Annotated in this window: 14 protein-coding genes and 1 CRISPR repeat array (1 of these 15 running past the window's edge); of the genes, 1 reads left to right on the top strand and 13 read right to left on the bottom strand. The window is 69.4% G+C overall.

The window, feature by feature from the left end; genetic code table 11:
- A CRISPR array of direct repeats spans positions 1-418; the repeat unit is 29 nt; unit sequence GGGATCATCCCCGCGTCTGCGGGGAGCAC (it extends 5,953 nt beyond the left edge of the window).
- Between the two features lie 84 nt (positions 419-502).
- From cas2e to BQ7106_RS00935, 13 genes are all read right to left on the bottom strand, one after another.
- Positions 503-859: a type I-E CRISPR-associated endoribonuclease Cas2e gene (gene cas2e, locus BQ7106_RS00995; RefSeq protein WP_240307404.1), complete on the bottom strand. Its 357-nt coding sequence runs from the start codon at positions 857-859 to the stop codon at positions 503-505.
- A 24-nt stretch (positions 860-883) separates the two neighbouring features.
- Complete coding sequence (gene cas1e / locus BQ7106_RS00990) at positions 884-1,870, bottom strand: type I-E CRISPR-associated endonuclease Cas1e (protein WP_072369896.1); 987 nt, start codon at positions 1,868-1,870, stop codon at positions 884-886.
- Positions 1,863-2,564 (bottom strand): type I-E CRISPR-associated protein Cas6/Cse3/CasE, encoded by a 702-nt coding sequence (cas6e, locus tag BQ7106_RS00985; RefSeq protein WP_072369893.1) that lies wholly within the window; start codon positions 2,562-2,564, stop codon positions 1,863-1,865. Before cas6e ends, cas1e begins: the two co-directional genes overlap by 8 nt.
- Positions 2,565-2,572: 8 nt before the next feature.
- On the bottom strand, positions 2,573-3,316 hold the full coding sequence (cas5e, locus tag BQ7106_RS00980; RefSeq protein ID WP_072369889.1) for a type I-E CRISPR-associated protein Cas5/CasD: 744 nt from the start codon (positions 3,314-3,316) through the stop codon (positions 2,573-2,575).
- Positions 3,317-3,318: 2 nt separating this feature from the next.
- Positions 3,319-4,449 (bottom strand): type I-E CRISPR-associated protein Cas7/Cse4/CasC, encoded by a 1,131-nt coding sequence (gene cas7e, locus BQ7106_RS00975; protein ID WP_072369886.1) that lies wholly within the window; start codon positions 4,447-4,449, stop codon positions 3,319-3,321.
- A gap of 12 nt (positions 4,450-4,461) precedes the next feature.
- A complete protein-coding gene (casB, locus tag BQ7106_RS00970) occupies positions 4,462-5,127 on the bottom strand; it encodes a type I-E CRISPR-associated protein Cse2/CasB (RefSeq protein ID WP_072369883.1) in 666 nt (221 codons plus the stop codon).
- A 12-nt stretch (positions 5,128-5,139) separates the two neighbouring features.
- A complete protein-coding gene (casA, locus tag BQ7106_RS00965) occupies positions 5,140-6,774 on the bottom strand; it encodes a type I-E CRISPR-associated protein Cse1/CasA (protein ID WP_072369880.1) in 1,635 nt (544 codons plus the stop codon).
- A 186-nt stretch (positions 6,775-6,960) separates the two neighbouring features.
- Complete coding sequence (locus BQ7106_RS00960; protein WP_072369877.1) at positions 6,961-10,062, bottom strand: CRISPR-associated helicase/endonuclease Cas3; 3,102 nt, start codon at positions 10,060-10,062, stop codon at positions 6,961-6,963.
- Positions 10,049-10,705, bottom strand: a complete 657-nt coding sequence (locus tag BQ7106_RS00955) for a 3'-5' exonuclease (RefSeq protein WP_072369874.1) — start codon at positions 10,703-10,705, stop codon at positions 10,049-10,051. Before BQ7106_RS00955 ends, BQ7106_RS00960 begins: the two co-directional genes overlap by 14 nt.
- Positions 10,706-11,123: 418 nt before the next feature.
- The gene (dnaE, locus tag BQ7106_RS00950) at positions 11,124-14,954 is read right to left on the bottom strand and encodes a DNA polymerase III subunit alpha (protein WP_072370553.1); all 3,831 of its coding nucleotides are present in this window, start codon (positions 14,952-14,954) and stop codon (positions 11,124-11,126) included.
- Between the two features lie 354 nt (positions 14,955-15,308).
- On the bottom strand, positions 15,309-18,932 hold the full coding sequence (locus tag BQ7106_RS00945; protein ID WP_240307391.1) for a UvrD-helicase domain-containing protein: 3,624 nt from the start codon (positions 18,930-18,932) through the stop codon (positions 15,309-15,311).
- A complete protein-coding gene (locus BQ7106_RS00940; protein WP_129583752.1) occupies positions 18,929-21,412 on the bottom strand; it encodes a PD-(D/E)XK nuclease family protein in 2,484 nt (827 codons plus the stop codon). Before BQ7106_RS00940 ends, BQ7106_RS00945 begins: the two co-directional genes overlap by 4 nt.
- 199 nt (positions 21,413-21,611) lie before the next feature.
- Positions 21,612-21,899, bottom strand: a complete 288-nt coding sequence (locus BQ7106_RS00935; protein WP_072369868.1) for a YerC/YecD family TrpR-related protein — start codon at positions 21,897-21,899, stop codon at positions 21,612-21,614.
- Positions 21,900-22,025: 126 nt separating this feature from the next.
- On the opposite strand from BQ7106_RS00935, the gene BQ7106_RS00930 reads away from it, so the two are divergent.
- The gene (locus BQ7106_RS00930; RefSeq protein ID WP_072369865.1) at positions 22,026-22,388 is read left to right on the top strand and encodes a phage holin family protein; all 363 of its coding nucleotides are present in this window, start codon (positions 22,026-22,028) and stop codon (positions 22,386-22,388) included.
- The last annotated feature ends 9 nt before the right edge of the window (positions 22,389-22,397 follow it).

Below are 22,397 nucleotides of genomic sequence, written 5' to 3'. Positions count from 1 at the left end.
CTCATACGCGAGCGCGTTCACCAGGGATCATCCCCGCGTCTGCGGGGAGCACGGCGCTCGGTGTCAGTCGGCAGTTTCTCAGCCAGGATCATCCCCGCGTCTGCGGGGAGCACGGAGAGTCCCTCGGCGAGAGCGCCGGAAAGTCGGGATCATCCCCGCGTCTGCGGGGAGCACGAGGCCAGGGAGCCGACCGGGTAGCGCTCACCGGGATCATCCCCGCGTCTGCGGGGAGCACTCCACCTCAGCTAGAGAGTTAGCCTTCGGCACAGGATCATCCCCGCGTCTGCGGGGAGCACCCGGACGCGGAGACCAAGACGTACGACATACTAGGATCATCCCCGCGTCTGCGGGGAGCACCCCAGCTATCGAGCGACACAAGGTCCGAACCGGGGATCATCCCCGCGTCTGCGGGGAGCACACTTCTTCACCAGCTATTCTAGCAAGACGAGCGCGTCGTTTCTTTCACTTTATCCAGCACGAGAACCAGTGACCCCACCATCGGTCACCCACGAGAGCGGAACTTGTGTGCCTTCCGATGCTTCGAGGCACTACTCCATCCTGAGGGAAGCGCACCTGTCAGCGTGGCGTCTTCAGTCCCCATTGGTCGCTTGATGAGCCTCAGCCCCTCACAGTCCACGGGAGTCCAGTCAGGCTGGAACACCTCGAACTCGAGGTGCTGTTCGTTACGCGCGCTATAGACCATGATCGCACGGCCCGCCCTCACAAACGAGCACACGCGCTTCCAGAGTTGGTCGCGCACGCGGGCGGAGAGCCGTCCCACAAACACGCCGGGTGCTATCTCAAGCAACCAGCGAGTGAGGTCGCCCCTCGCCCCCGGAGGGCACGCCGTCAGCACCATGACCACCATCGGACACCACTCCTCCTAGTCGCCGTATTGCCGCCCCGCCGCGACCTCACCGTCCTTCTCATCCCAGAGCATGAGGCTGTCAGCAAGCTCGTCCTCGGTGGCCTCGTCCCCATCCGTGGAAAGTAGCGCAGTGATGTCCGTGACCAGCCGCTTCATGATGGAGAGGTCGTAGAGGGCGTCGCGCATGTTCTTACGTGTTGCAGAGCCCACGTCATCGGGGCCCTCTGCCGCCGTCCGAAACGCCACGGGAATCGAGAGCTCCGCCTTGTACAGATCGGCGATGTCGTACACGAACGAGCGCTCGTGGCCGGTGTGCACGAACCCAAGGCCCGGTGAGCAGCCCAGGGCGGCGATTACAGCATGGGTCACTCCGTAGAGACACACGTGCGCAGCCGAGAGCGCCTTGTTGATCTCAGACCCTGCATCGAAATCCTCGGGGTCGAACTCGCGACGACCCCACTCGACTCCGGTCTCGCGGGACCAGTGGCGATACGCCCTACGAATGCGCGCCCCCTCACGACCGCGAAGCTGCTGCATCGTGAGAGAACTCACATCCTCTCCGGGAAAGCGCATCTGGTACATCTGCCGCGCGACTGCCAGGCGCATCCTCGTGTTGGAGACGAGCCGCGCTTGTCGCATGAGCAGGCGGCTTGAGTGTGTGAGCGGCCTCCCGGATGCGTACATCCTCACGCCGCGCTCCCCCACCCAGATGACACTGGCGCCGTTCTCTCCTATCGTCGCCATCGCCTTGTGGGAGATAGTCGTCCCCGGTCCCAGCATGAGCGTGCCCAGCGTGGCAACGGGAATGCGAATGGTCCCCTCGTCATCCGTGATGGTGATGGCGTTCTCGGCCTGGTTCACCACGCAGTGTTCGAAGTACGCGAACGAGATGCGCTCGTCGGCGCGGACGAGGTCCGCCAGGACGGGCGGGACGGCGCCCGGCGTCGTCCCGCCCCCGAAGGTTCCTCCGGCTGCCGGGACGCCGCCCTGACCGTCACACATCGTCCGCACCCCGCGCGGGAGCGATGGTCAGAAGGCCGCAGCCAAAGCCGCGGGCGCGCCCCATGCCAAAGCCGAGCGCGTGCCTGAACGCGTCGGCATCTGTGACCTCGAGGATGCCATCGTACTGCGCCGTCGTAAGCGTCACCGTTTCGTCGTGCCGCCTGAAGCGCTCGACCCTGCGATTCGACACTGCCAGGCGCTCGAACCCCTCCTCCGTCCTGGCGATGCGAAATCCGCTCGCCTCTGCTCGACAGAGAAGCCAGGAGCGCTGCTGCGCTTCCGTCACGTGGCCTTGGATCGAGCCCACGATGCCCTCGCGCTGTCGGCGGCCCTTGTCCACCGCAGCCTTGCGCACGGGGTTTGCCTTGAGCCGGAACTGCCAAAGCTGACCGGCGGCAACGCACTTGAGGACGGGATCATAGTCCTTCGTGACCCACGAGAGGTCGGAGGCGTCGCCGGCTTGCACACATATGTGGGTGAGGTCGGGACGGCCCGGGCTCACGATGTAGAGCCATGCCTCGCTCGCGCTCCCGGGAACCTCGTCCAGGCGCCAGAGAATCCTTCCCCCCGCCGTCTCGCGCGGGGTGTCCGGGGCAAACGCACGCTCGACGGCCGCGTGAACCTTGTAGGGCGAGCTTGCGAACATCACCGCATCGAGACGCTCCAGGTCAAGGGTAACTCGTGATAGGTACATGGGTCACCTCACTCCATCCATCCCAGGGGGTCGTGCACGACGGCAGGCTCTGCGGGCACCGGAGTCGCGGCCCCGCTCGACTCACCGTCCGAGACCCCGCCCATCAAATCGGGGTTGGGCACCCTCAGCTTCGCAACAGGCCGACAGGCGTACCGGCGGCCGGTCACGCTATAGGAGAGCGGGTAGTCCGCCCAGCTCTCGCAGGACTCCCCGTCACGGGCGTCTGCCACCACGTCGAGCGTCGCCACAGCCTCATGGCGCGACTTGAAGCGCTCCGACGCCCTCCAGGGCTCCCTCGCCAGCGCCGCGCGAACGTCGTCCACGTTCTCGCGAACGCCCAGCGAGATGGGAAGGTCCGCCGGGCAGGACCTCCTGCCCAGGTAGAGCGGACGACGAGGCAGCCTCAGGGCCGCATCGAGGCGCGAGAGCAGCTCCCGGGGACCGGAGATTGCGACAAGGAAGCATGCGTCAGCGAGGTAGTAGCGGTCGGAGAGGGGCATGGGCTTGCCCCCGTCCATAGGGCGCTCCGTCTGGAAGTCCCTCATGAGCTCGCCCGGCTGCTCCACGCGCACGGCTAGCTCAAGCTGGGCAAGGTCGTCAACCGAGTCCTCCCTGGTGCGGCCGAGGGCGGAGGCGAGAAGGCCCACCACGCCGCTCTTTGTCGGCTCGCGCCTCGTCGTCCTTCTCGCATAGCGAGAGGAGTCGCCCCACGACTGCATGGGGCCGGCAAGGCGGATGAGAAGAACGGCCATGGTCACTCCTTTGCGAGGAGAGCCGCCTCGACGCTCTCGCGCACGGCCCCGACGAGCGCGTCAAAGGAGACGGCCTCCCCGAAGAACTCGAGCGCGGAGGGATCCACGCCATAGGAGACGTGCCAGCTCCTCACGGCTGGCCGGGAATAGGCGGCCTCGACCTGCTGCGCGCACGTGGCGAGGCGCTCCGCGGCAACCTGCGAGATGGAGCTGCCGTGCTCGGCATAGACCGGTCGCTCGAACGCTGAGACCAGGTTGATGGGCTGGTCGTCGCGCAGGGACACGACCACAACGCTCGGCAGCGTGCGGTTGGCAAAGGTGTTCTGCTTGCCCGTGGGCATGGACTTCGCGAACGCCTCCACGAAGGCTGCGGCACCGCGGGCGGCAGCCTCGCCGCTCTCCAGTTGTTCCATGAGGGAGTCGAGGTTCACGGTAGCGTAGCGGTAGAGCGTGGAGGAGTTGAAGCCCACCGTGCCAATCATCCCTGCGCCCGCGTTGTCATCCGCAGCGCAGTCATCCACCGCGGTGAAGTAGTCGTACTCCTGGGAAATCGCATTGACGGAGATGGCATGGGCCACCTGCGCGGACGCATCGACGTTGAACTCCGCCGCGTCGGCGAGCATGCGCCCGAAGAGCGCGATATCCACGGACTTGATGCCCTTGAACGCCTGCTGCACCTCCTTCTTGGACTTCCCCGGCTTCTTGGGGTCAACACCCTCGTCCGCCCAGGCAATGGCGGTGTCGGCTAGCTCGTCGAGCTCACGGTTGGCAATGAAGACCAAGTAGTCAGTGGCAAGCGTTCCCTCGTCGGAGCCCTTGCGGTCCGTTTCCTTGATCTTTATGCCCGTGGCGCCCAGAACGGCCCCTGCGAAGTCGTCCGCGCGATCTGCGAGGTCCTCGCGCTTGGCGGCGATGCGCTGCGCGATGAGCGGGACCACGAACTTTGTGCGGATGCCGAGCTCGCCCTCGGGCATGAGGTCCGAGAACATCTCGCGCATGGCGCGCTTCCACGCCTGGCTCGAGACGCGCGCCCTCAGGGTCCCACCATAGACGGCGGTCTTGGGGCTCCCCGTGTCATCGCGGTTGATGTTGCTGGGAGGGACGCTCTGCAGCGCATGGATGTCCAGATACATACGATGTACCTCCTAGAGTGTCGTGTCCTCGGCCGCGCCGGGGACAGAGCCGTCGTGCTCTCCGTCTGCCCCCTCGACGGAGGCGTGGTAGTCCCGTGCCCATCGCATGAATACCCTGTCGCGGGCATCGGGGAACTGCATCAGGAACAGGTCGCGCGTCAGCTGGTAGTAGTCGACGCAGACATCATTTGCCCGCATGAGGGTGACGAGGGCGCGCAGGTGATGCTCGGCGCCGCCGAGGTCGCGCGTTCCCTCGACGGCGCTCATACGCCGGCGCACCCCCTTGGACTTCTCGGGGTCGAACTCGATGCGGCGGCACGACCAGCCGAAGCCCCTCCGAGAATGCCGCTCGCCCCCGTCGGGAGCGCTCAGGGCCATGGGACGCTCCTTGGACTGCTGGTGATAGGCATAGAGCCGCAGCGCCGTCGTAACCGCCGCGAGTGCCCTCCCCTCGAGATGCTCGGGAACGTCCAACTCATCGAATCCGTCGAACAGGTCCGCCCCAACCGAGATCCACGAGGCGCCACCGGGCATCCCGAGTCTGCGCAGCCGCGCGAGCGAGGCGCGGGCGCTCGCGGCGTCGCCCCCCTTACCGAGGTAGGCGCGCTGCAGCCTCGAGACCTTTCTCTGGGCGAAAAGCGCCACGGCGCTCGCCCAGGCAGAGACTGGTGATGACATGAATCCCCCTTCCTAGGGCAGGGTCTTGGCGAGGGCGCCGTTGAGCCAGATGAGCGCCTTTCCCACGGAGACCCCGTTGCGCTCGGAGAAGAACGAGACGTGCCGCTCCGAGACGTATTCGCGGGCGAGGCGCCCGATGATCGACCTCGCGTCAGATCGCCACGAGGCGCAGTACTCCAGTACCCCCGCGTCGGGAAACGACGCGATGCGCGAACGGTACAGCCCGTCGAGCGCGTCATACGCCCGCTCGCGAACGTCCTCGCGGGAGGCCGAGGCGGCCGCATCCGAGTAGGACTCGTAGCGTCGCCAGTCGCCCTGGGAGCGCTCGACGTTCTGGACGAACTGTATGAGGTGGTTCACGGCCTTGTCGGTCTTCTCGATGACGTCGAGCATCTCGGACACGGCCTCAGAATCCCCACGAAGGAGCGCCGCACGCAGGTCGACGGAGTCTTCCATGGCATCATCCACGACGCTGCTCTGCGTGCCGTAGCTGAGTCCTTGGCAGACGATGCGCACGCTGAGACGCCAGTCATCGGCGCTCTGCATGTCCTGCAGCTCATCCATCCAGTTGATGACGCCAGGACGGAGGCGGTCATGCCCGTCGGCCACCGAGAGGAGGCCGGGGAGCCCGCGCCAGAGGGCGCGCGCCGTGTCGGGCGCCACGGGCATGAGCGGCACGGTGGCCGTACCCAGCTTCTTCTTCTGCTGCTGACTCTCGCGCCAGCCGGTCATCATCTCGAAACGCTGCCTGTTAGCAGGGACAAGGACGTCCCCGTAACTAATGATGACGCCACGAACGGCACGGCCGTCCTCGGTGGGCACGAGGCGCATCCGCCGACTCTGCCAGGTGAGCAGGTCAACAGGACCCGTCGGCTCTCTCTGGCACGTGTCCGGAGAGGGCACGTCTCGCTCCCAGGGAGGGAGGTCGCCCGACACGGCAACCGGGACGTTTTTTAGGAAGAGCACCCAGTTGAGAAGAAGCGTCTCGAAGAGGCTCCCGCCCTCGAGGTAGATTCCCCCGAGCGCCCCGCACCAACCCGTGCCGAGTGCGCCCTTGGGAGCGTACGCCTTCCCGCTCTTGGCTGACGTGTTGCCCACAACGGGCGACTTGATCCCGGCAACATCATAGGCCTGCGCGATCACGAGGTATCGCGCCGCAAGATCGAGCGGGAGCGTGTCGAGGTGCCTGAAACCCCGCATGGAGAAGAGGAACTTCTCCGGCTTGGGAACGTCGAGCATGAACTCGCTCACGGGGTCGAACTCCTTTGCCGAGCCCATGTAGGCGAGGCCCGGTACCTGATAGAACGGGTGCTTCGCGTCAAAGAGGTCGAACTCGCCGGAAAACTCCGCGAGATAGGCATCGATGCGATCCTCGTCGAACGAGCCGCTGGTGCGGAGTTCCTCCCAGAGGCCCGCGCGCGCCCGCTCGCCCCACTCCTCTGGAAGCGCGTAGATGCGGTAGACGAACGCGAGCAGCAGGCGCAGGAGTGCCAGCGACTCGCCGGGAATCTCCCCCGCGATGCGTCGGACGCGGTGAGCCCCGACCAGTGCCTCCCGTATCGAGAGGGAACCCGTGGTCCCGTCGAGCCGCTCGACGGGAATCCAAGGCTCGCGCAACAAGTCAAAGTGGGCGGTTGGTTGGTCCATGAATCCTCCCTTCGCCATGTGGTTGATGAAACGCTGTACAGATACCCCCACGTAGGTGGGGAACAAAGAGGTCAAATTCGCTTATCAAGGTTCAGTTCGCCAAAAGGCGAAAGCACGGGTTCGGGTCTGATTCGACCCCCAAAAGAAATATATCAGTCAACTGTTATGCGAGTTTGATATACAGTACTACAACCGGCGAACGGTCGACAATCCCTCCTCTCTGGTGTACCTCACCGTCACGCCGAGCACATCCGCCTCGAAGGCACCCGGCTCACCGTCGGCCTCCTCCAGGGCGAGCGCAAGCCTCCCCGCGAGCGTGGGCGCCTCCTGCCATGCCGCAACCCACCGCCCGCAGCCACGCTCGAGCTCGTCGATAAGCGCGCCGAGCTGCTGGGGGCGACAGAGGGAGCGCGGGAGCCTCACGGCGCACTGCGCCACCACCATCGCTAGCGAGCTGTCCGGCCCAAAGGCGGTGGGAACCACTTGCCCGCGCTCGATGCCGCGCTTCTCGTCTCCCACCCAGGGGAGTAGCCGCACCTCGTCCCCGCATCTGCGGACAAGAAGGACCTCAACGCTCTCCTGGGTGTCGCGCACCGCCCGCTGGCCCGCGTCCTCATTCAGACGTGCGTCGGAGCCGTCCTCGACGGCACGGTCAAAGAGGCCGGTGAGCGTCTTGCCGTCCCTCGCGAGGTCCCCGACGGACGGAAGCAGGAACGTACTCGCACGTATCTCCTGGTCTCGGCGCACGGCGCTGCGCCCCTCGCAGGCCGCGGCATACGCGTCGCGCCAGCCGGCGGGAAGCGAGTCCGCGGCGGACGGGCCGTAGGCCGTGCGCACCATCCGGGCGATGTCTCCCGGCAGGGAGATGAGTGCGGTGGCACCGTCGTGGCGGAGGCCGCTTACCGCAAGCGCCTCCATGAGGGACGCCTCGTCGTACACACGCGCGAGACCACGGGCGAACTCCGGCCCCCTCTCCCCCATGCCCGAAAGGCCGCGTACGAGACAGCGAGCACGTCGAAGGCGGGGCGGTCTGTCCTTCTCGTCTTCCCCTCGCGCGTGACGGTGAACGCGGCCGAGGCGCTGCACCAGGAGGTCGATGGGGGCCAGGTCGGTCACGAGCAGGTCGAAGTCGATGTCAAGCGACTGTTCGAGCACTTGCGTGCCAACCACGACAAGGCGCTCGGGCCGTCGCCCGTTGGCACGCGTCGCCCCGGGCCCCAGCAGGGCACGGAGCCGCGCCTCGTTACCCATACGGTCGACATCCATAAAGCGCGCATGGGTGAGTGCGACCTCCCCCTCTCCAAAGCGCTCGCGCAGGGCGCGGTAGGCAGCCTGGGCACGCATAACCGTATCGCAGATGACACCCGCAACGCCACCCTCCCGAAGCTCCTCCTCCAAGCGCGAGACGAGCGTGGCCTCGTCATCGGGTGCGAGCACCAGATCCACCTGCGTACCGTGCGCCGAGGGGGCGCACTCGACTCGCCTCAGGGCGTCTTCCGTCGCGACTGTGATGAGCGGGTAGGACTCGTCCACCGGCTCGACGCGAAGGGCGCCCTCTGCCGCTCCCGTGCGTGCCCCGTGGGAGCGCGAGGGTCGAGGAAGGTCGGCAAGAAGACCCCCGGATACCGCTGCGGGACGGCACGACGATGCCCGCCGACCCCTCTGGTACGCCGTGGTCAGGATGTCGCGCACGGAGACGGGCAGCGTGGCCGAAAGCAGGATGACGGGACATCCCCAGGCGCCCAGCCATTCGAGGACGCGCGCCAGGTACTGCTGCATGTAGCTGTCATAGGCGTGGCACTCGTCCACGATGACGACCTTTCCCGCCAAGGCGAGCTGCCTAAGCGAGAGATGACGCATGTCGAGCGCGCCCATGAGCACCTGGTCGACCGTGCACACCACGAAGCTCGCCAGCATGCCCTTCTTGCGACCACGCATCCAGTCCGACACCGCGACGCGCTCGTCGCGCCACGCGCCCTCGGTCGCGTCGATGCCCATCGGGGACAGCGCGCCCCTTAGGCGAGAGGCACAAACGAGACCCTGGTACTCCTCGTTGAGCTGCGCCTTGCCGTGCGCAAGGTAGACGCTCGTCTCCCCATGTGAGACGACGCGCTCGAGCCACGCGTGGACGCGTCCGAACATGGCATCCGTCGTTGCCATGGTGGGGAGCGCCACGACCGCGCCCCCGCACCCAAAGTGCGAGGCCAGAATCTCCGCCGCGGCGAGCGCCGCCTCGGTCTTGCCCTCGCCCATGGGCGCCTCGATCACCATGAGCGAGGGCTTCTCGATCTGACTCGCCGCCGCCATCGTCTCGCGCTGCACCGGCCGTGGCTCCGCGCCGACGGGAAGACCAAAGCGCTCGCAGAACCATGCGTCCGACGCATCGGGCCTCTCGCCCTCCCACCGTGGGGCGAGGCCGAGCTCGCGCCACGCCCGCAACGCACGCGTCTCGAGTGCTGCGTCGTCCATGACAGGATCGGCGGCACCCTCCGATTCGGCCCCGGGCACCAGGGGAATCAGCGGGAAGAGGTCCTGGTTGCTCGCGACCCAGTCCGCCATGATGACAAGACCGCAGGCGACTGACTCCGTTGGCGCATCCCAGACGCAGCCCCCAAGGCGAGCAAGGCCGTCCGGCGACAGGCCCGCCAGGTTTCTGGCGTGCTCAAGCAGCTCGCGCTGCACGGACTGCCACATCCTCCCGGCTGCATCCGACGTGGCGCCCATCTTCCTCGTGGCGTTGAACGCATCGTGGACTCGTCCTCGACCGGGCACGTTCCCATGATGCGCCCCCACCACGGAGCCCCAGGCATCGGAGTGGGCAGGAGACCAGCCAAAATCGCCTTGGAGGTAGCGCTCGAGCAGCACCTGGCCGGCTACGGGGTGGGTAGGGTGCCGCTCGCCAGAAAGATCGGCCTCCAGAAACAGCCCGGCGCGCTCAGGCTTCCAGGCAAGGCTCAGCGGCTCGCCGTTCCAGCCGCGCCCGCACGGCTTGGCCTGGAAGACCGGCGTTGCCTTGCCTATGTCGTGCACGCCTGCCAAGAAGACGAGGGAGCATCGTGCCAAGGCCGCGTCCCCGCCGCAGTGCCGTGCGAAGAGATGCTGCACGCTTCTGGGCACCCACTCGTCCCAGAGGCGCCCCATAGTGCGGGCGGCGTCGCTCAGGTGCACGTAGAGGGGCAGCCAGAGGTCCCCCTCCCCACCGTCGGACTTTGCCCAGAGCGACCGCGCCTGCCTAGAAAGCGCGCCCTCCCCACATGAGACGCCCGTCTCCCGCTCACTCGTCCCCATCTCGAGTTCCCTTCTCCCCGACCCGCCACGAATGGCGAGCGACCACGTCGAGGTAGGCGCTACCATGGCTCGGCGCGTCCCCCTCCGCACCGCGCCCCACCATCTCCCAGAAGCAGCGCAGCGTAGCCCTAGCGTCCTCGAGCGCGTCGTGCGCACGAAGATGACACCCGTAGCGCGCCGCGCAGGCCTCGAGGGGCACCCACGAGTACGAGCCGCGCGCCGCGTTCCACCGCCCCTCCACTGGCGCGTGCTCCCGCATGACGTCAAATACCCGAGCCCGTCCGGCGCCTATCCCCGCCTCGCGCAGAAACGACAGGTCAAAGGCAACGTTGTAGCCCACGACGAGGTCCGCCCTGGCAAGCTCCCCCGTCACCTCGCTCGCAATCGACCCCAGCGTGGGGCAGCCCCTCACCGCCTCCGGGGCGATGCCGTGCACGCGTTGCGCCGCCGGCCAGGCTCGCACGCGCGCTGGTCTCAGGAGCTGGCTCACGAGAACCTCACCGTCGCCGCGCACGACGGCGAGCTGCAGCACCTCGTCCCTCCGCGGATCCAGGCCGGTGGTCTCGACGTCAAGGCACACCACGGCCCTTCTCGAGAGCCCGCGGACCCACGACACGTCTCCCGTCCTATACCACAGCCCCATGTCTTCCCCAGCAACTCCGATTCCGTCCCGATGCGAGAACCATAGCAGGCTGACCGGACAAACAAGTGTCCAAGGGGCCGCATGTCATCCTCAATGCCCGTCAACGGAGGAGGCGGCCATACCCACAGACCCTCGCCGCGCGCAACGCCATTGTCTTCCGGTTTCCCATCTGCTGGCACAGCCCCCGGCACTGTTGCGCACCTGGACCGATGGGACCTATGGCTTCGGGTTGGGCCTACGGGAGCGATTCCGCACGCCTCGCCGCGGTGAGAAACGAACGCACGCAGTCCGGTTTTCTGAGCAGAAAAAGGCCATCTACCTGCCGTTTATCATATCTCGGCAAGTAGATGGCCACTTAGACTAGGCTGCCGTAGTAGGCACTGGCCTGGTCCAGGCGAGGACGCCCGTGCCGTCCCGCCTACGCCACCTTCACGTGGCCCTGGCGCCCGACGAGGTCGATCATCTCGGCCATGAGGACCATGTTGCGCGCGTCGATGCGGGTCGGCAGCTCCATGCGCATGACGTCGCCGCTCGACGACTCGACGCGCAGCTCCACGTGGTCGAGGCCCGGGTAGCGCCCGAGGATCTGCCCGAGGCTGTCCATGTAGGGGCGCGTGAGCAGGGCCGCCGGAATGTTGACCTCGAGGACCTTGGGGCGGTTCGAGCGCTCGTCGAGCACGAGCGGGTCGACCCCCATGCAGATCACCTGGTTGCCGCGGTCCCCTCGCTCGAGCTTGCCCTCCACCTTCACGAAGACGTCCCCCGAGCTCTCTCCGGTCTCCTCGTCGACCTGGCCGGCGAGGGTCGAGGCGCACTTCTTGTAGAGCTTGGGGAAGACCACGAGCGTGACCTCGCCCTCCATGTCCTCCAAGGTGACGATGGCCATGGAGTCGCCGTTCTTGGTGGTCTTCTTCTGCACCGCCGTGACCATGCCCGCGAGACGGATGACCTTGCCCTCGGGGACCTTGAAGCGCTCGTGGACGCCGCCGGAGGAGTCCGTGTACTCCTCGGCGACCTCGATGTCGGCGATCGTGTAGTCGCGGTTCTTGGCGAGGGCGTACTCGTAGGGGCGCAGCGGGTGGTCGGAGACGTAGAGGCCGAGCACCTCGTGCTCCTTGGCGAGCTTGACCGAGCGGTCCCACTCGACGCCGTCGGGCTCGGGAACGGTGTTCTCGAAGCCGGAGCCCTCCACGTCGCCAAAGAGGTCGAACATCGAGAACTGGCCGGCGGCGCGCTCCTTCTGGCGCTTGGTCGCCGCGTCAATGATGTTCTCGGGGTTGGCCTTGTCGACGAAGCGCATGAGCTGCATGCGGGTGTAGCCCGTCGAGTCGAAGGCGCCCGAGCAGATGAGCGCCTCGACCACGCGGCGGTTGGCCTGGCCCGTGTCCATGCGGTCGACGAAGTCGTGGAGATTGGCGAACGGACCGTTCTTCTCGCGCTCCTCCATGATCGCCTCGCCCACGCCCTCGCCCACGCCGCGGATGCCGGCGAAGCCGAAGCGCACGCCCTCGGGGACGGCCGTGAAGTCGCGGCCGGACTCGTTGATGTCGGGCGGCAGGATGGCCACGCCCTCGTGGCGATAGGCGGTGACGTAGTGGACGATCTTGTCGGTCTTGCCCATGTAGGACGTGAGGACCGAGGCCATGTACTCGCGCGGGTAGTGGGCCTTGAGCCAGGCGGTCTGCATGACGAGGATGGCGTAGCCCGCCGAGTGCGACTTGTTGAACGCGTAGGAGGCGAACTCGAGGACGTCGTCCCAGATGCGCTGGGCGATCTCCTTCTTGTAGCCGTTCTTGACGGCGCCGTTCATCCAGTGGTCGTAGGTGGTCTCGTCCTTTCCGTCGTCCCAGTGGAAGACGGTGGAGGTGAGGAGCTTGATCTTCTTCTTGGCCACCGGCTTTCTGATGCGCGAGTCCGACTCGCCGGCCGAAAATCCCGACATCTTCATCGAGATCTTCATGACCTGCTCCTGGTAGACCATGGTGCCGTAGGTCTCGCCCAGGATGTCGTCGAGGCGCGGGTCGTAGGAGACGGCCTCCTCGCGCCCGTTCATGCGGTTGATGTAGCTCGTGACCATGCCGGCGCCGAGCGGGCCCGGTCGGTACAGGGCGATAAGTGCCACGACCTGCTTGTACTCGGTGGGGCGCATGTTCTTGATCGTGGAGGTCATGCCCGCCGACTCGATCTGGAAGACGCCCGCGGTGCGACCCTCGCGCATGAGCTTGTAGATCTCGGGGTCGTCGAAGGGGATCTCGTCGACGTTGATGTCGATGCCGTGGTTGGCCTTGATGTTGGCGAGGGCCTTGGAGATGACCGTGAGGGTGCGCAGGCCCAGGAAGTCCATCTTGAGCAGGCCCATGTCGGCGACCGAGTGACCCTCGTACTGTGTGATCTCGACGCCGCCCTTGGTGTCGATCTTGGTGGGCACGTGGTCGTTGACGGGCGTGGGCGCGATGAGGACGGCGCAGGCGTGGACGCCCTCGCCGCGGTGCAGGCCCTCGATCGAGAGCGCCGCGTCGATGATCGAGCGGGAGTCCGCCTCCTTGTTGTAGGCCTCCTCGAAGTCGGGCGAGTACTGGTCGGGGGCCTTCTCGGACTTGTGCAGCGCGTGGTCGAGCGTGAGCTTGGGGTCGTTCGCGAGCATCTTGGAGAGCTTCTGGCCCTGCCACACGGGGAAGCCCAGCACGCGCGCGGCGTCGTTGATGGCCTGCTTCGCCTTGATCGTGGAGTAGGTGATGACGTGGCAGACGCGCTCGGGGCCGTAGAGCTGGCGAACGTGCTCCACGACCTCGAGGCGGCGCTCGTCGTCGAAGTCCATGTCGATATCGGGCATCTCGGAGCGCTGCGGCGAGAGGAAGCGCTCGAACATGAGGCCGTTGTCGAGCGGGTCGAAGGTGGTGATGTCCATCGCGTAGGCCACGATGGCGCCCGCCGCCGAGCCACGCCCGGGCCCCACGCCGATGCCGTTGCGCTTGGCCCAGCGCACGTACTCCTGGACGATCAGGAAGTAGTCCGCGAAGCCCTTCTCGCAGATGACCTTGTACTCGTACTCGAAGCGCTGCTTGACGTTCTCGCCGCCGATGGTGAGATCGCGCCAGTTCTCGCCGTAGCGGCGCGCGAGGCCCGTCTCGCACTCCTTGCGGAAGCGCTCCTCGGAGGTCTCCCCGGGATCGAGGTCGGGGAACTTGGGCAGGTACATGTGCGTCCAGTCGAGCTCGTAGTTGCACTTGGACGCGACCTCGAGCGTGTTGTCGATGACCTCGGGCGCCCACGAGAAGAGCTCGCGCATCTCGGCCTCGCTCTTGATGTAGAACTCGGTGCCGGTCATGCGCTTGCGGTTGTCGTCGTCGAGCTTGGAGGCGGTGCCGATGCAGGAGAGGACGTCCTGGGTGGGGGCGTCGTCTCTCGTGAGGTAGTGGTTGTCGTTGGTGGCGATGACCTTGATGCCCAGCTCGTGGCCCATCTTGAGGATCTGCTCGGAGAGGGTGCGGTCGGTGAACCCGCCCCAGTTGGGGTCCGCCAGGCCGTGGTCCTGGACCTCGAGGTAGAAGTCCTCCCCGAAGATCTCCTGGTAGGTGAGCGCCCAGCGGCGCGCCTCCTCCGGGCGGCCCTGGAAGAACATGCGCGGGATGATGCCCGAGACGCACGCCGACGTGCAGATGATGCCCTCGTGGTAGCGGCGCAGCATGTCGAGCGTGGTGCGCGGGTAGTAGTAGAACATCTCGCCGGAGGCGGCCTCGCTCATCATCTTCATGAGGTTGACGTAGCCCGTCTCGTTCTTGGCGAGCAGGATCAGGTGGTAGCGATGCTGTCGGGTGCCCTTCTCGATGCAGTCGTCCGTGATGAAGTAGGCCTCGCAGCCAAAGATCGGCTTGATCAGCAGACTCGGGCGGTTGGCGCGGACGGCCTCGAGGTCATGGGTCTCGTTCCAGACGGCGACGTCGGAGGCCCACTGGGCGTGGACGCGGTCGTGCGGGGCGGCGTCCTCGGCGTCGGGCTCGGGCTCCTCGAGCTCCCAGCCCTTCTGGAAGCACTCGACGTCGTGGCGCCACTGGCCCATGTCCTTCTGCGCGTCGTTGTACTTGCGGCACTCCATGTCGAAGTCCGGGATGCCGAACATGTAGCCGTGGTCGGTGAGCGCCAGGGCCGGCATCCCCAGGTCCACGGCGCGCTTGACCATGTCCGAGACGCGCGTGGCGGCGTCGAGGATCGAGAAGTCCGAGTGGTTGTGAAGGTGAACGAATGCCATGTGGTGGTTTCCCGTCAGCTTGGTGCCGCTCTCACGTCTCATAGAATACCTGTTTGCCGGCGTGCGGGGCGGCGGCGCGCGGGCGGCGCGAGCAGGCAGTTCTTGCTGACGCGCAGCTCAGGCGGGGCGAGAAAAACGTCGGAGCCACACAGACGACACGGGGCCGGGCGCACGGGCGACCATAACGGCGTCGAGTGCGCGCTCGCCTCCGCGCACTCGGCTCGATTCTTGTCCGAGCGGACAGAAAACCTGCCGAGTGCGCGGCGCAGGCGGGAAAGGAGCGCGCACTCGACGCCATTGCACGCAATCCCGCCGAGTGCGCGCCCCACGAGAGCGGGGTGACCCGTGCCGCGCCTATGCGCGGAACTCGTAGCGGGCGACGAGGGGCTCCCCCGGCGCGTCGGGGTCGTCGCGCTCGACGCACACGAAGGCGCAGCTCACCTGGTTGCACCCCTCGTCGAGCATCACCCCCGCGTAGAACTCGGCCTGCATGGCGTGGCGCTCGCGGACCTCGTCCTCCGAGAGGCCGGCGTCACCGGTCTTGTAGTCGACGACGAGCGCGCGACGCGCCGCCTCGTCGAGGCAGAGAAGGTCGATCGCCCCCTCGAGGTAGTCCCCGTGCGGGGAGTCGACCCGGCGGAAGAAGGGCACCTCCGCCCGGACGCTCGGCCACGAGAGAGCCTCGGCGCGCACCGACGACCCCTCCCAGCGCGCGAGCGCGGCGCGCAGGCGCCCCTCGGCGCGCGCGGAGAGGTTCCAGCGCCTCGCCTGGGACCGCACGCGCTCCTCCCCGACGACTCCCCCGCGCTCGACCATGGCCTGCGCGAGCTCGTGGAAGGCGGAGCCGAGGTTGGTGGCGCGGTCGGCGTCCGCGGTCGAGGGGGCGCCGAGCTCCTCGGCCTCGCGCTCGGCGGGCGTGGGGGTCGGGGCGGGGGCGCCCCCGGGCGCGAGGGGCGCGGGGGCGCCCGGGGAGGTGGAGACGCCCTCGCGGGGGCGCCAGGGGCGGGGCGCGGGGTCGGGCGCGCCCCCGGGCGCGAGGGACGCGCGGACGCTCGAGTAGCTGAAGACGCCCTCGCGGGCGCGCCAGGTGCGGGGCGCGGCGTCGGCCGCAGGCCCCTCCATCTCGTAGAGGTCGAAGGGCGCCGGGGCGTCCGGGGCGGGGCAGCCGGTCGCCGGCTCGCCGTCGAGCCCCCATCGGACGAGCTCGGCGGGGTCGCCGGGGAGCTCGCCGTCGAAGCCGGGGAGCGTCCCGGCGGAGTCCGCGACGACGCGGCTCAGCTCGCCCGTCCCCTCCCGGCCCAGGACCACGCAGCGCAGCCGCGCCGGCTGCGAGCCGCCGTAGTCCACGGCGCGGACGCCGGGCATGGGGTCCCAGCCCCCCGGGCACAGCGCGTCGAGCGCCCCGGCGGCGAGCTCGGAGCTGACGCCCTCCTTGCCCGACGACGCCGCCACGCCCACCACGAGCGCCTCGCGCGCGCGGGTGAGCGCCACGTAGAGCAGCCGGGCCCGCTCCTGCGCGTCGGCCTGCTCGTCGGCGGCGCGCATCGCGAGGTAACGCGCCGCGAGCGGCCGGGCCGCGCCGCGGTCGGCGCCCTCCTCGAGCTCCTCGGGGTCTATCCCCGCGAGCACGCGGGAGTCCAGGTCGGCGGGCCTCAGCACGAAGGCCCTGCCGCCGGCCTCGGGCGCGGTCGCCACGGACCCCTCGGAGCGACGGGCTCCCCAGCACTCCGCCACCGCGCAGACCCCGAACTCGAGGCCCTTGGAGGCGTGGATCGTCATGACGCGCACCGTGCCGCCGGAGGCGCCCTCGCCTCCGGCGAGCGAGGCGGGCGGGACCTTGGCCGCCTCGAGCCAGAGGTCGAACTCCGTCGCCGCGCGGGCGGCGCCGAGGCCCAGCTCCTCGGTGAGGTCCCGCACGTAGCGAACGGCGGCGAGCACGTTTGCCGCGCGGGCGAGCCCCTCGGCGCCGCCGGCCTCAAGCCGGGCGAGCCAGCCCGAGTCGCGAACCGCGTCGGCGCAGACGTCGGCGACCGGTCGCCACCTGACCTCGTCGAGGGCGCGCGCGAGGACCGCGTGCGCGCGCCGGAGCCGCTCGGAGGGCTCGGCGTCATGGAAGAACGTCATGTCGGCGAGGCCGCGGTCGATCGAGCGCTTGGTGGGCGCGTCGAGCTTGTCCTGAGCGCGCGTGCCGAGGTCGCAGAAGTCGCCCGCGTCCAGCCCGAACATCTCGCTCGCGAGCAGCGGAAAGAGCCCCGACTGCGTGTCCTTCGGGTTGGCGAGCGCGTGGAGCAGCGCCCGGACGACCCTGACCTCCTCGGTGCGCGTGAACGTGGAGCCTCCGGTGACCACGCACTCCATCCCGCGCGCCCGGATGGCATCGATGTAGGCGTCGGCGTGGGTGGTCACGCCCAGAAGGACCGCCATGTCGCCGGGGCGCTCGCCCGCGTCGCGGTAGCGCGCGAGGGCGTCCGCCACCTGCGCCGCCATGGCACCCACCTGATGGCGGGTCGGACGGCCCGACTGCCCCGGCCCCGCACAGACCTCAAGGTCCACGCGCGGCAGGCTCCGCGCGCGGTAGCGGTCCTCGCGATCCGGGTAGGCGTCGAGGTGCATGAAGTCGGACATGACGCCGCGAGGGCCCCCGCCGCCCGCGCACACGCGCTCCACGAGCGCGAGGACGTCGGCGTGGCTTCGGTAGTTGACGTCCAGGCGCACGGTGCCCGATGCCCCCACGCGCGCGCCGCGCCCGCGGAAGACGCCCACGTCCGCGCCGCGGAAGCGGTAGATCGACTGCTGGGCGTCGCCCACGGTGCACAGGTGCCGCTCCCCCTCCCCGGAGAGCAGCCCGATGAGCTCGAGCTGCATCTCGTCGGTGTCCTGGAACTCGTCGACCATGACCAGGCGGAAGCGCCCCGCGTAGTCGCGGCGGACCTCCTCGTGGTCGCGCACGGCGAGCAGCGCGCAGCGCACGAGGTCGTCGTTGTCGAGGCAGCCCTCGCGCCGCTTGAGGTCGCGATAGCGCGCCTCGACGCGGCGGGCGAGCTCCAGCAGCGCGCCCGCGAGCGGCGCCGACTCCTGGAAGGCCGCCTCCGCCCGCGCCAGCGAGAGCGCCGCCCTCGCCGCCCTGACCTCCTCCTTGATCGCGCCGCGCGCCTGGGGCAGCTCGATCGACGCGAGCGCCGAGGCGATCTCTCCCGGGGCGAGCCCGCGGCCGTCGCCGAGCGCGCGGAGGGCCTCGAGCGCCGGGGCGACCTTCGCCGCGGCCGCCTTGGTCAGCCGCTGGGCGCCGAGCTCCTCAACGCGCATCGCGAGGTCGCGCACGGCCGACGCGAGCGCCTCCGCCCCGCCCGGGGCCGGGCGCAGCGCGCCCACGCCGCCCGCGAGCGAGGCGCCCTCGCGCACGAGCCGCTCGACGACGCCCATGGCGCCGGTGTAGGAGCCCTGCGCCGTCATGGCGCCGAGCTGGTAGGCGGCGATGACGCCGGCGAACGCCTCGTCGGAGCGGGCGGAGCGCATGACGTCGTCGATCGCCGCGTCGAACAGCGCCCGCTGCCGGGAGTCGGCCACCACCGAGAAGGACGGGTCGAGCCCGAGGTCGAGCGCGTGGCGCGCAAGGATGCGCCGGCACATGCCGTGGATCGTCGATATCCAGGCGTCGTCCACCGCGAGCGACGCCTCCGTCATCCCGGCGCGGCGCAGCGTCGAGCGGACGCGCTCCTTGATCTCGCGCGCCGCAGCCTCGGTGAAGGTGATCACGAGCACCTGGTCGAGCCCGTCCAGGAAGGGCGCGCCGCCCTCCCCCGAGCCCGGCGAGAGCGCCCAGGCGATGCGGCGCGTGAGGGTGAACGTCTTGCCCGACCCCGCGCCAGCCTCCACGAACAGGGGCTCGTCGAGGGTCTGCGCGATCGCGCGCTGTCGGTCGTTGAGCCCCGCGAGCGAGATGCCGGCGCCCGCGGCCCGCTGGTTCTTGTCGCTCACTTCCTGAGCCTCCTCTCGCAGTTGAGGACCGGGCAGAACGAGCACGCGTCGGCGTCGACCGGGGCCGCCTCGATGTCGCCGGCGAGCATGCGCTCGATGCGCGCCGCGACGAGCTCCTCGCACGCGTCGAGAAGGGCCCCCATGCCGCCCTCGCCGCGCTCGCCGAAGCTCGCCGCGCGCGGAACCGACAGCCGCGGGAGGCGGCGCGCCGAGGGGGCGCGCTCCCCGAAGACGTTCTCGACGAGCTCCTCGTCGACGGCTCCGGCGAGGGCGTGGGAGCCCTTGGTGCAGAGGTAGACCGCCGCCCTCACGTCGAGCTGCGGGAACGCGCGCCTCACCACCTGCCCGTAGATGAGCGACTGCACGCGGCGCGGCAGGGCGAGGGGACCCTCGGGCGCGCCGTCGTCCCCGAAGACGTCGTACTCGCCGGCGAAGCCCGCGTCGGACTTGTGCTTGTAGTCGATGACCACGGCCTGGCCGTGGGCGTCCACGTCGATCCGGTCGATCGTGCCCGTGAGCAGGACGCCCGCGTACTCCACGCGCGCGCCGCCGCGACCGAAGCCCCACTCGAAGAAGCGCGGCTCGAATCCGTCGAGCATGGTCGACTCGAAGTCGAGAAGACCGAGGAGGTCGCGGCGCAGCCCCAGGAGCTGGCCCTGCTGCTGGGCGCTGTGGGGCACGAGGGCCTGCGGGAGCGGGCGGCGCCCGCGCTCGAGCTGGTACTGGTGCAGGAGGTGCGCGTCGAACTCCTCGGCGAGGACGGCGCGGGCCTCCTCGAGGGCGACGGGGTCCGCGACCGACGAGCCGGGCACGCGCGCGGCGGGGTCGAGCTGGGCGCGCGCCTCGAGCTCGGCCACCATCTCGCGATAGGGCGCCTGCTGCATGGCGTCGGCGCGCTCGGCGCGCGCGTCGGCGAGGGCACGGCCGCCGAGGGAGCGCTCCTGCGCGCGGGCGAGCAGCTCGCGGCGCGTCACCTCGAGGACGCGGTGCGCGAAGGTGCCCATCTCGGCGCCGCCGAAGGCCGCGTCCGCGTCGCGCAGGCGAAGGCGCCGCAGGCTGAACCACTTGTAGGGGCACTCGAGGTAGGTCTCTATCTGGGAGGCGGAGAGCAGGGGCCGGGCGTCCTCGACGGAGATGCCCTCGGGCGGGGGCGAGACGCAGGCGCGCTCCTCCGCCTCGAGGCGCCCGGCCGGCGCCACCTCCTCGCTGAGCTGCAGCGCGGCCGCCACGCCGGAGCGCGACGCGTTCTCGCGGACGGGGGTCTCCGCGCGGGAGGGGACGCTGTGCGGGCCGAGGGCGGACGCGAGGTCCTCGGCGTCGGCGTCGGCCTCGAGCCCGTAGCACGCCATGAGCTCCGTGAGCATGACCGAGGGGTAGCACTGCTTGCCGTCCGCCCCGAAGAGCGGACGCTCCAGGGCGAGCACGGAGCGCGGCGCCCCGGCGAGCGCCGCGAAGCGTGCGCGCGCGGCGTCCATGGCGCGCGGGGCGGGCTCGACGCTGTAGGCGAGCAGCAGCGCGGAGCAGACGTCGTCGGGCGCGCCGACCGCCGACTCCGACGAGCTCTGGCCGAGCAGCACGAGCGCGTCCGTCGAGCGAGGCGCGAGGCGCGCGGCCGCGCCGGGCGACATGATGCGGGCGGTGCAGACCGCGCCGTCGGGCGCGAGCTCGAGGCGCAGCGCAGCGCGGGCGCGCGAGAGCGCCTCCGACGCGAGCCCCACGAGCTCCTGGAGCGAGACGCGGTCGGCGGCCTGCGGGTCGGCCGTGACGCCGAGCTCCTTCAGGCTCCTGGCGACGCCGAGCACCGCGGAGAGGGCCGCCGTGGCGTCGGCGGCGAGGGGGGACGTGCGCCCCTCGCCCTGCACGTAGGGCGCGAGCAGCTTTGACGCCGCCGATCCGAGCCTGCCGCGCAGCAGCTCGCGCGTCGCCGCGGCGACCTCCGGGGAGACGTCGCGCTCGGACTGGAGCTGCTCGAGCACCGCGGCGGGGGTGAGCAGGCGGTTGGCGCGCCACGCCGCGTCGAGCGCGCGGGCTCGGGGCGCGTCGACGTGGGATATGTCGGAGAGGAGAAAGTCGGAGAGGTCTCGCGGCGGCCACCACGACATGTCCGCGAGGCGCACGCGAACCGTCCCCGCGCGCGGGGCGCCCGGGACCTCCTCTGCCGCGGGCCAGCCCTGGGCGAGCTCGGCGAGCCGCGCGACGCCACGGGCGAAGGAGAGGTAGGCGCGACCGCTCTCGAGCTCCTCCACGCGGACGGAGAGCTGGGCGCGCACGGCCACGCCGCGCGCCGAGAGGCGCCCCGAGAGCTCCGACCACGCCGCGCGCGGGTCGGGCGCCGCCAGCACGACCTCGCGCGCGCCGGCGTCGGCGAGGGAACGGACCTCGCGGCAGACGAGCTCGGGGCGGGCGGAGGGACCGGCGGGCAGCAGCACGCGCACGGCCCCGGTCGGCTCGACGGGCGCCGAGGTGTCTCCTATACACAACTCCGAGCCCAACAGACCTCTCTACAATTCGTATGTCGGCCTCTGCTTGGAAAAAAAAAAAATAACTTTAATGACGACGCCGTCCGTATGACTCAAACCTCCCACCTTATGAAGACCCCCCCCCCACCGCGGCGGGCCCCGGGCCCGGGGGGGGCGGCGGGGGCGGGGGGCGCGGGGGGCGCGGCGCGATGCCAGCGGGCTACCCGAGCCGCGAGAGGACGAGCCGGTAGCCGCCGCCCGCGCCGTTCAGGCACTTCGAGACGCGGCTCACCGTGGTTGACGAGGCGCCCGTCGCGCTGGAGACGTCGACGTAGGAGCTCCCCGCCGCGAGCATGCTCGCCACGCCGATCCGCTGGGAGAGGTCGTCGATCTCGCGCGGGGTGCACAGGTCGCGGAGAAGGGCCCACGCCTCCTCGGGCGTCTCGAGCGCGCAGAGCGCCCTCAGGAGCAGCTCGAGCTCGCCGTTCTTCTCGCCTGGCCGCGCCATGTCCCCTCCCCGTCGCACGCCGTCCCGAACACTTTAGCGCATTAAAGCGCCGCGCGCCAGGAGGGGCGGCGCGCATCGCGCGGGGGAGATTGGGGTACGCTACCCCTACCCGAACAAGGAGGTCCCATGAGCTTCATCGCACGCTGGATCGTCACCACCATCGCCTGCGCCGTCGCCATCTGGCTCGTCCCGGGCATCGTGCCCGTGGGGGGCACGTGGGTCGGAGCGGTCTTCTGCTCGCTCGTGCTCGCGCTGCTCAACGTGACCGTCAAGCCCGTGCTCCAGGCGCTCGCGATTCCGTTTACCATCGCCACGCTGGGAATCTTCTACCTCGTCGTGAACGCCGCCGTCCTGGAGCTTGCGAGCTGGCTCTCGCGCAACATCTTCCACGCCGGCATCGCGATCGACTCGCTCTTCTCCGCCATCCTGGGCGCGATCGTGATCTCGGTCGTGAGCTCGGTGGTCGGCGGCATCGTGGGCGACGACTGACGCCTCGGG

The sequence above is a fragment of the Thermophilibacter mediterraneus genome (genome assembly GCF_900119385.1).
GTDB classification, from domain to species: domain Bacteria; phylum Actinomycetota; class Coriobacteriia; order Coriobacteriales; family Atopobiaceae; genus Thermophilibacter; species Thermophilibacter mediterraneus.
This window is presented reverse-complemented; position numbering and strand designations above follow the sequence as displayed.

What these genes read in the sequence shown, in the direction of transcription:
- dnaE (WP_072370553.1), bottom strand. Translation starts at nt 14,954, where the DNA reads ATGGCATTCGTTCACCTTCACAACCACTCGGACTTCTCGATCCTCGAC.
- cas2e (WP_240307404.1), bottom strand. Translation starts at nt 859, where the DNA reads ATGGTGCTGACGGCGTGCCCTCCGGGGGCGAGGGGCGACCTCACTCGC.
- cas1e (WP_072369896.1), bottom strand. Translation starts at nt 1,870, where the DNA reads ATGTGTGACGGTCAGGGCGGCGTCCCGGCAGCCGGAGGAACCTTCGGG.
- casB (WP_072369883.1), bottom strand. Translation starts at nt 5,127, where the DNA reads ATGTCATCACCAGTCTCTGCCTGGGCGAGCGCCGTGGCGCTTTTCGCC.
- BQ7106_RS00930 (WP_072369865.1), top strand. Translation starts at nt 22,026, where the DNA reads ATGAGCTTCATCGCACGCTGGATCGTCACCACCATCGCCTGCGCCGTC.
- BQ7106_RS00955 (WP_072369874.1), bottom strand. Translation starts at nt 10,705, where the DNA reads ATGGGGCTGTGGTATAGGACGGGAGACGTGTCGTGGGTCCGCGGGCTC.
- casA (WP_072369880.1), bottom strand. Translation starts at nt 6,774, where the DNA reads ATGGACCAACCAACCGCCCACTTTGACTTGTTGCGCGAGCCTTGGATT.
- cas7e (WP_072369886.1), bottom strand. Translation starts at nt 4,449, where the DNA reads ATGTATCTGGACATCCATGCGCTGCAGAGCGTCCCTCCCAGCAACATC.
- BQ7106_RS00935 (WP_072369868.1), bottom strand. Translation starts at nt 21,899, where the DNA reads ATGGCGCGGCCAGGCGAGAAGAACGGCGAGCTCGAGCTGCTCCTGAGG.
- BQ7106_RS00960 (WP_072369877.1), bottom strand. Translation starts at nt 10,062, where the DNA reads ATGGGGACGAGTGAGCGGGAGACGGGCGTCTCATGTGGGGAGGGCGCG.
- cas6e (WP_072369893.1), bottom strand. Translation starts at nt 2,564, where the DNA reads ATGTACCTATCACGAGTTACCCTTGACCTGGAGCGTCTCGATGCGGTG.
- cas5e (WP_072369889.1), bottom strand. Translation starts at nt 3,316, where the DNA reads ATGGCCGTTCTTCTCATCCGCCTTGCCGGCCCCATGCAGTCGTGGGGC.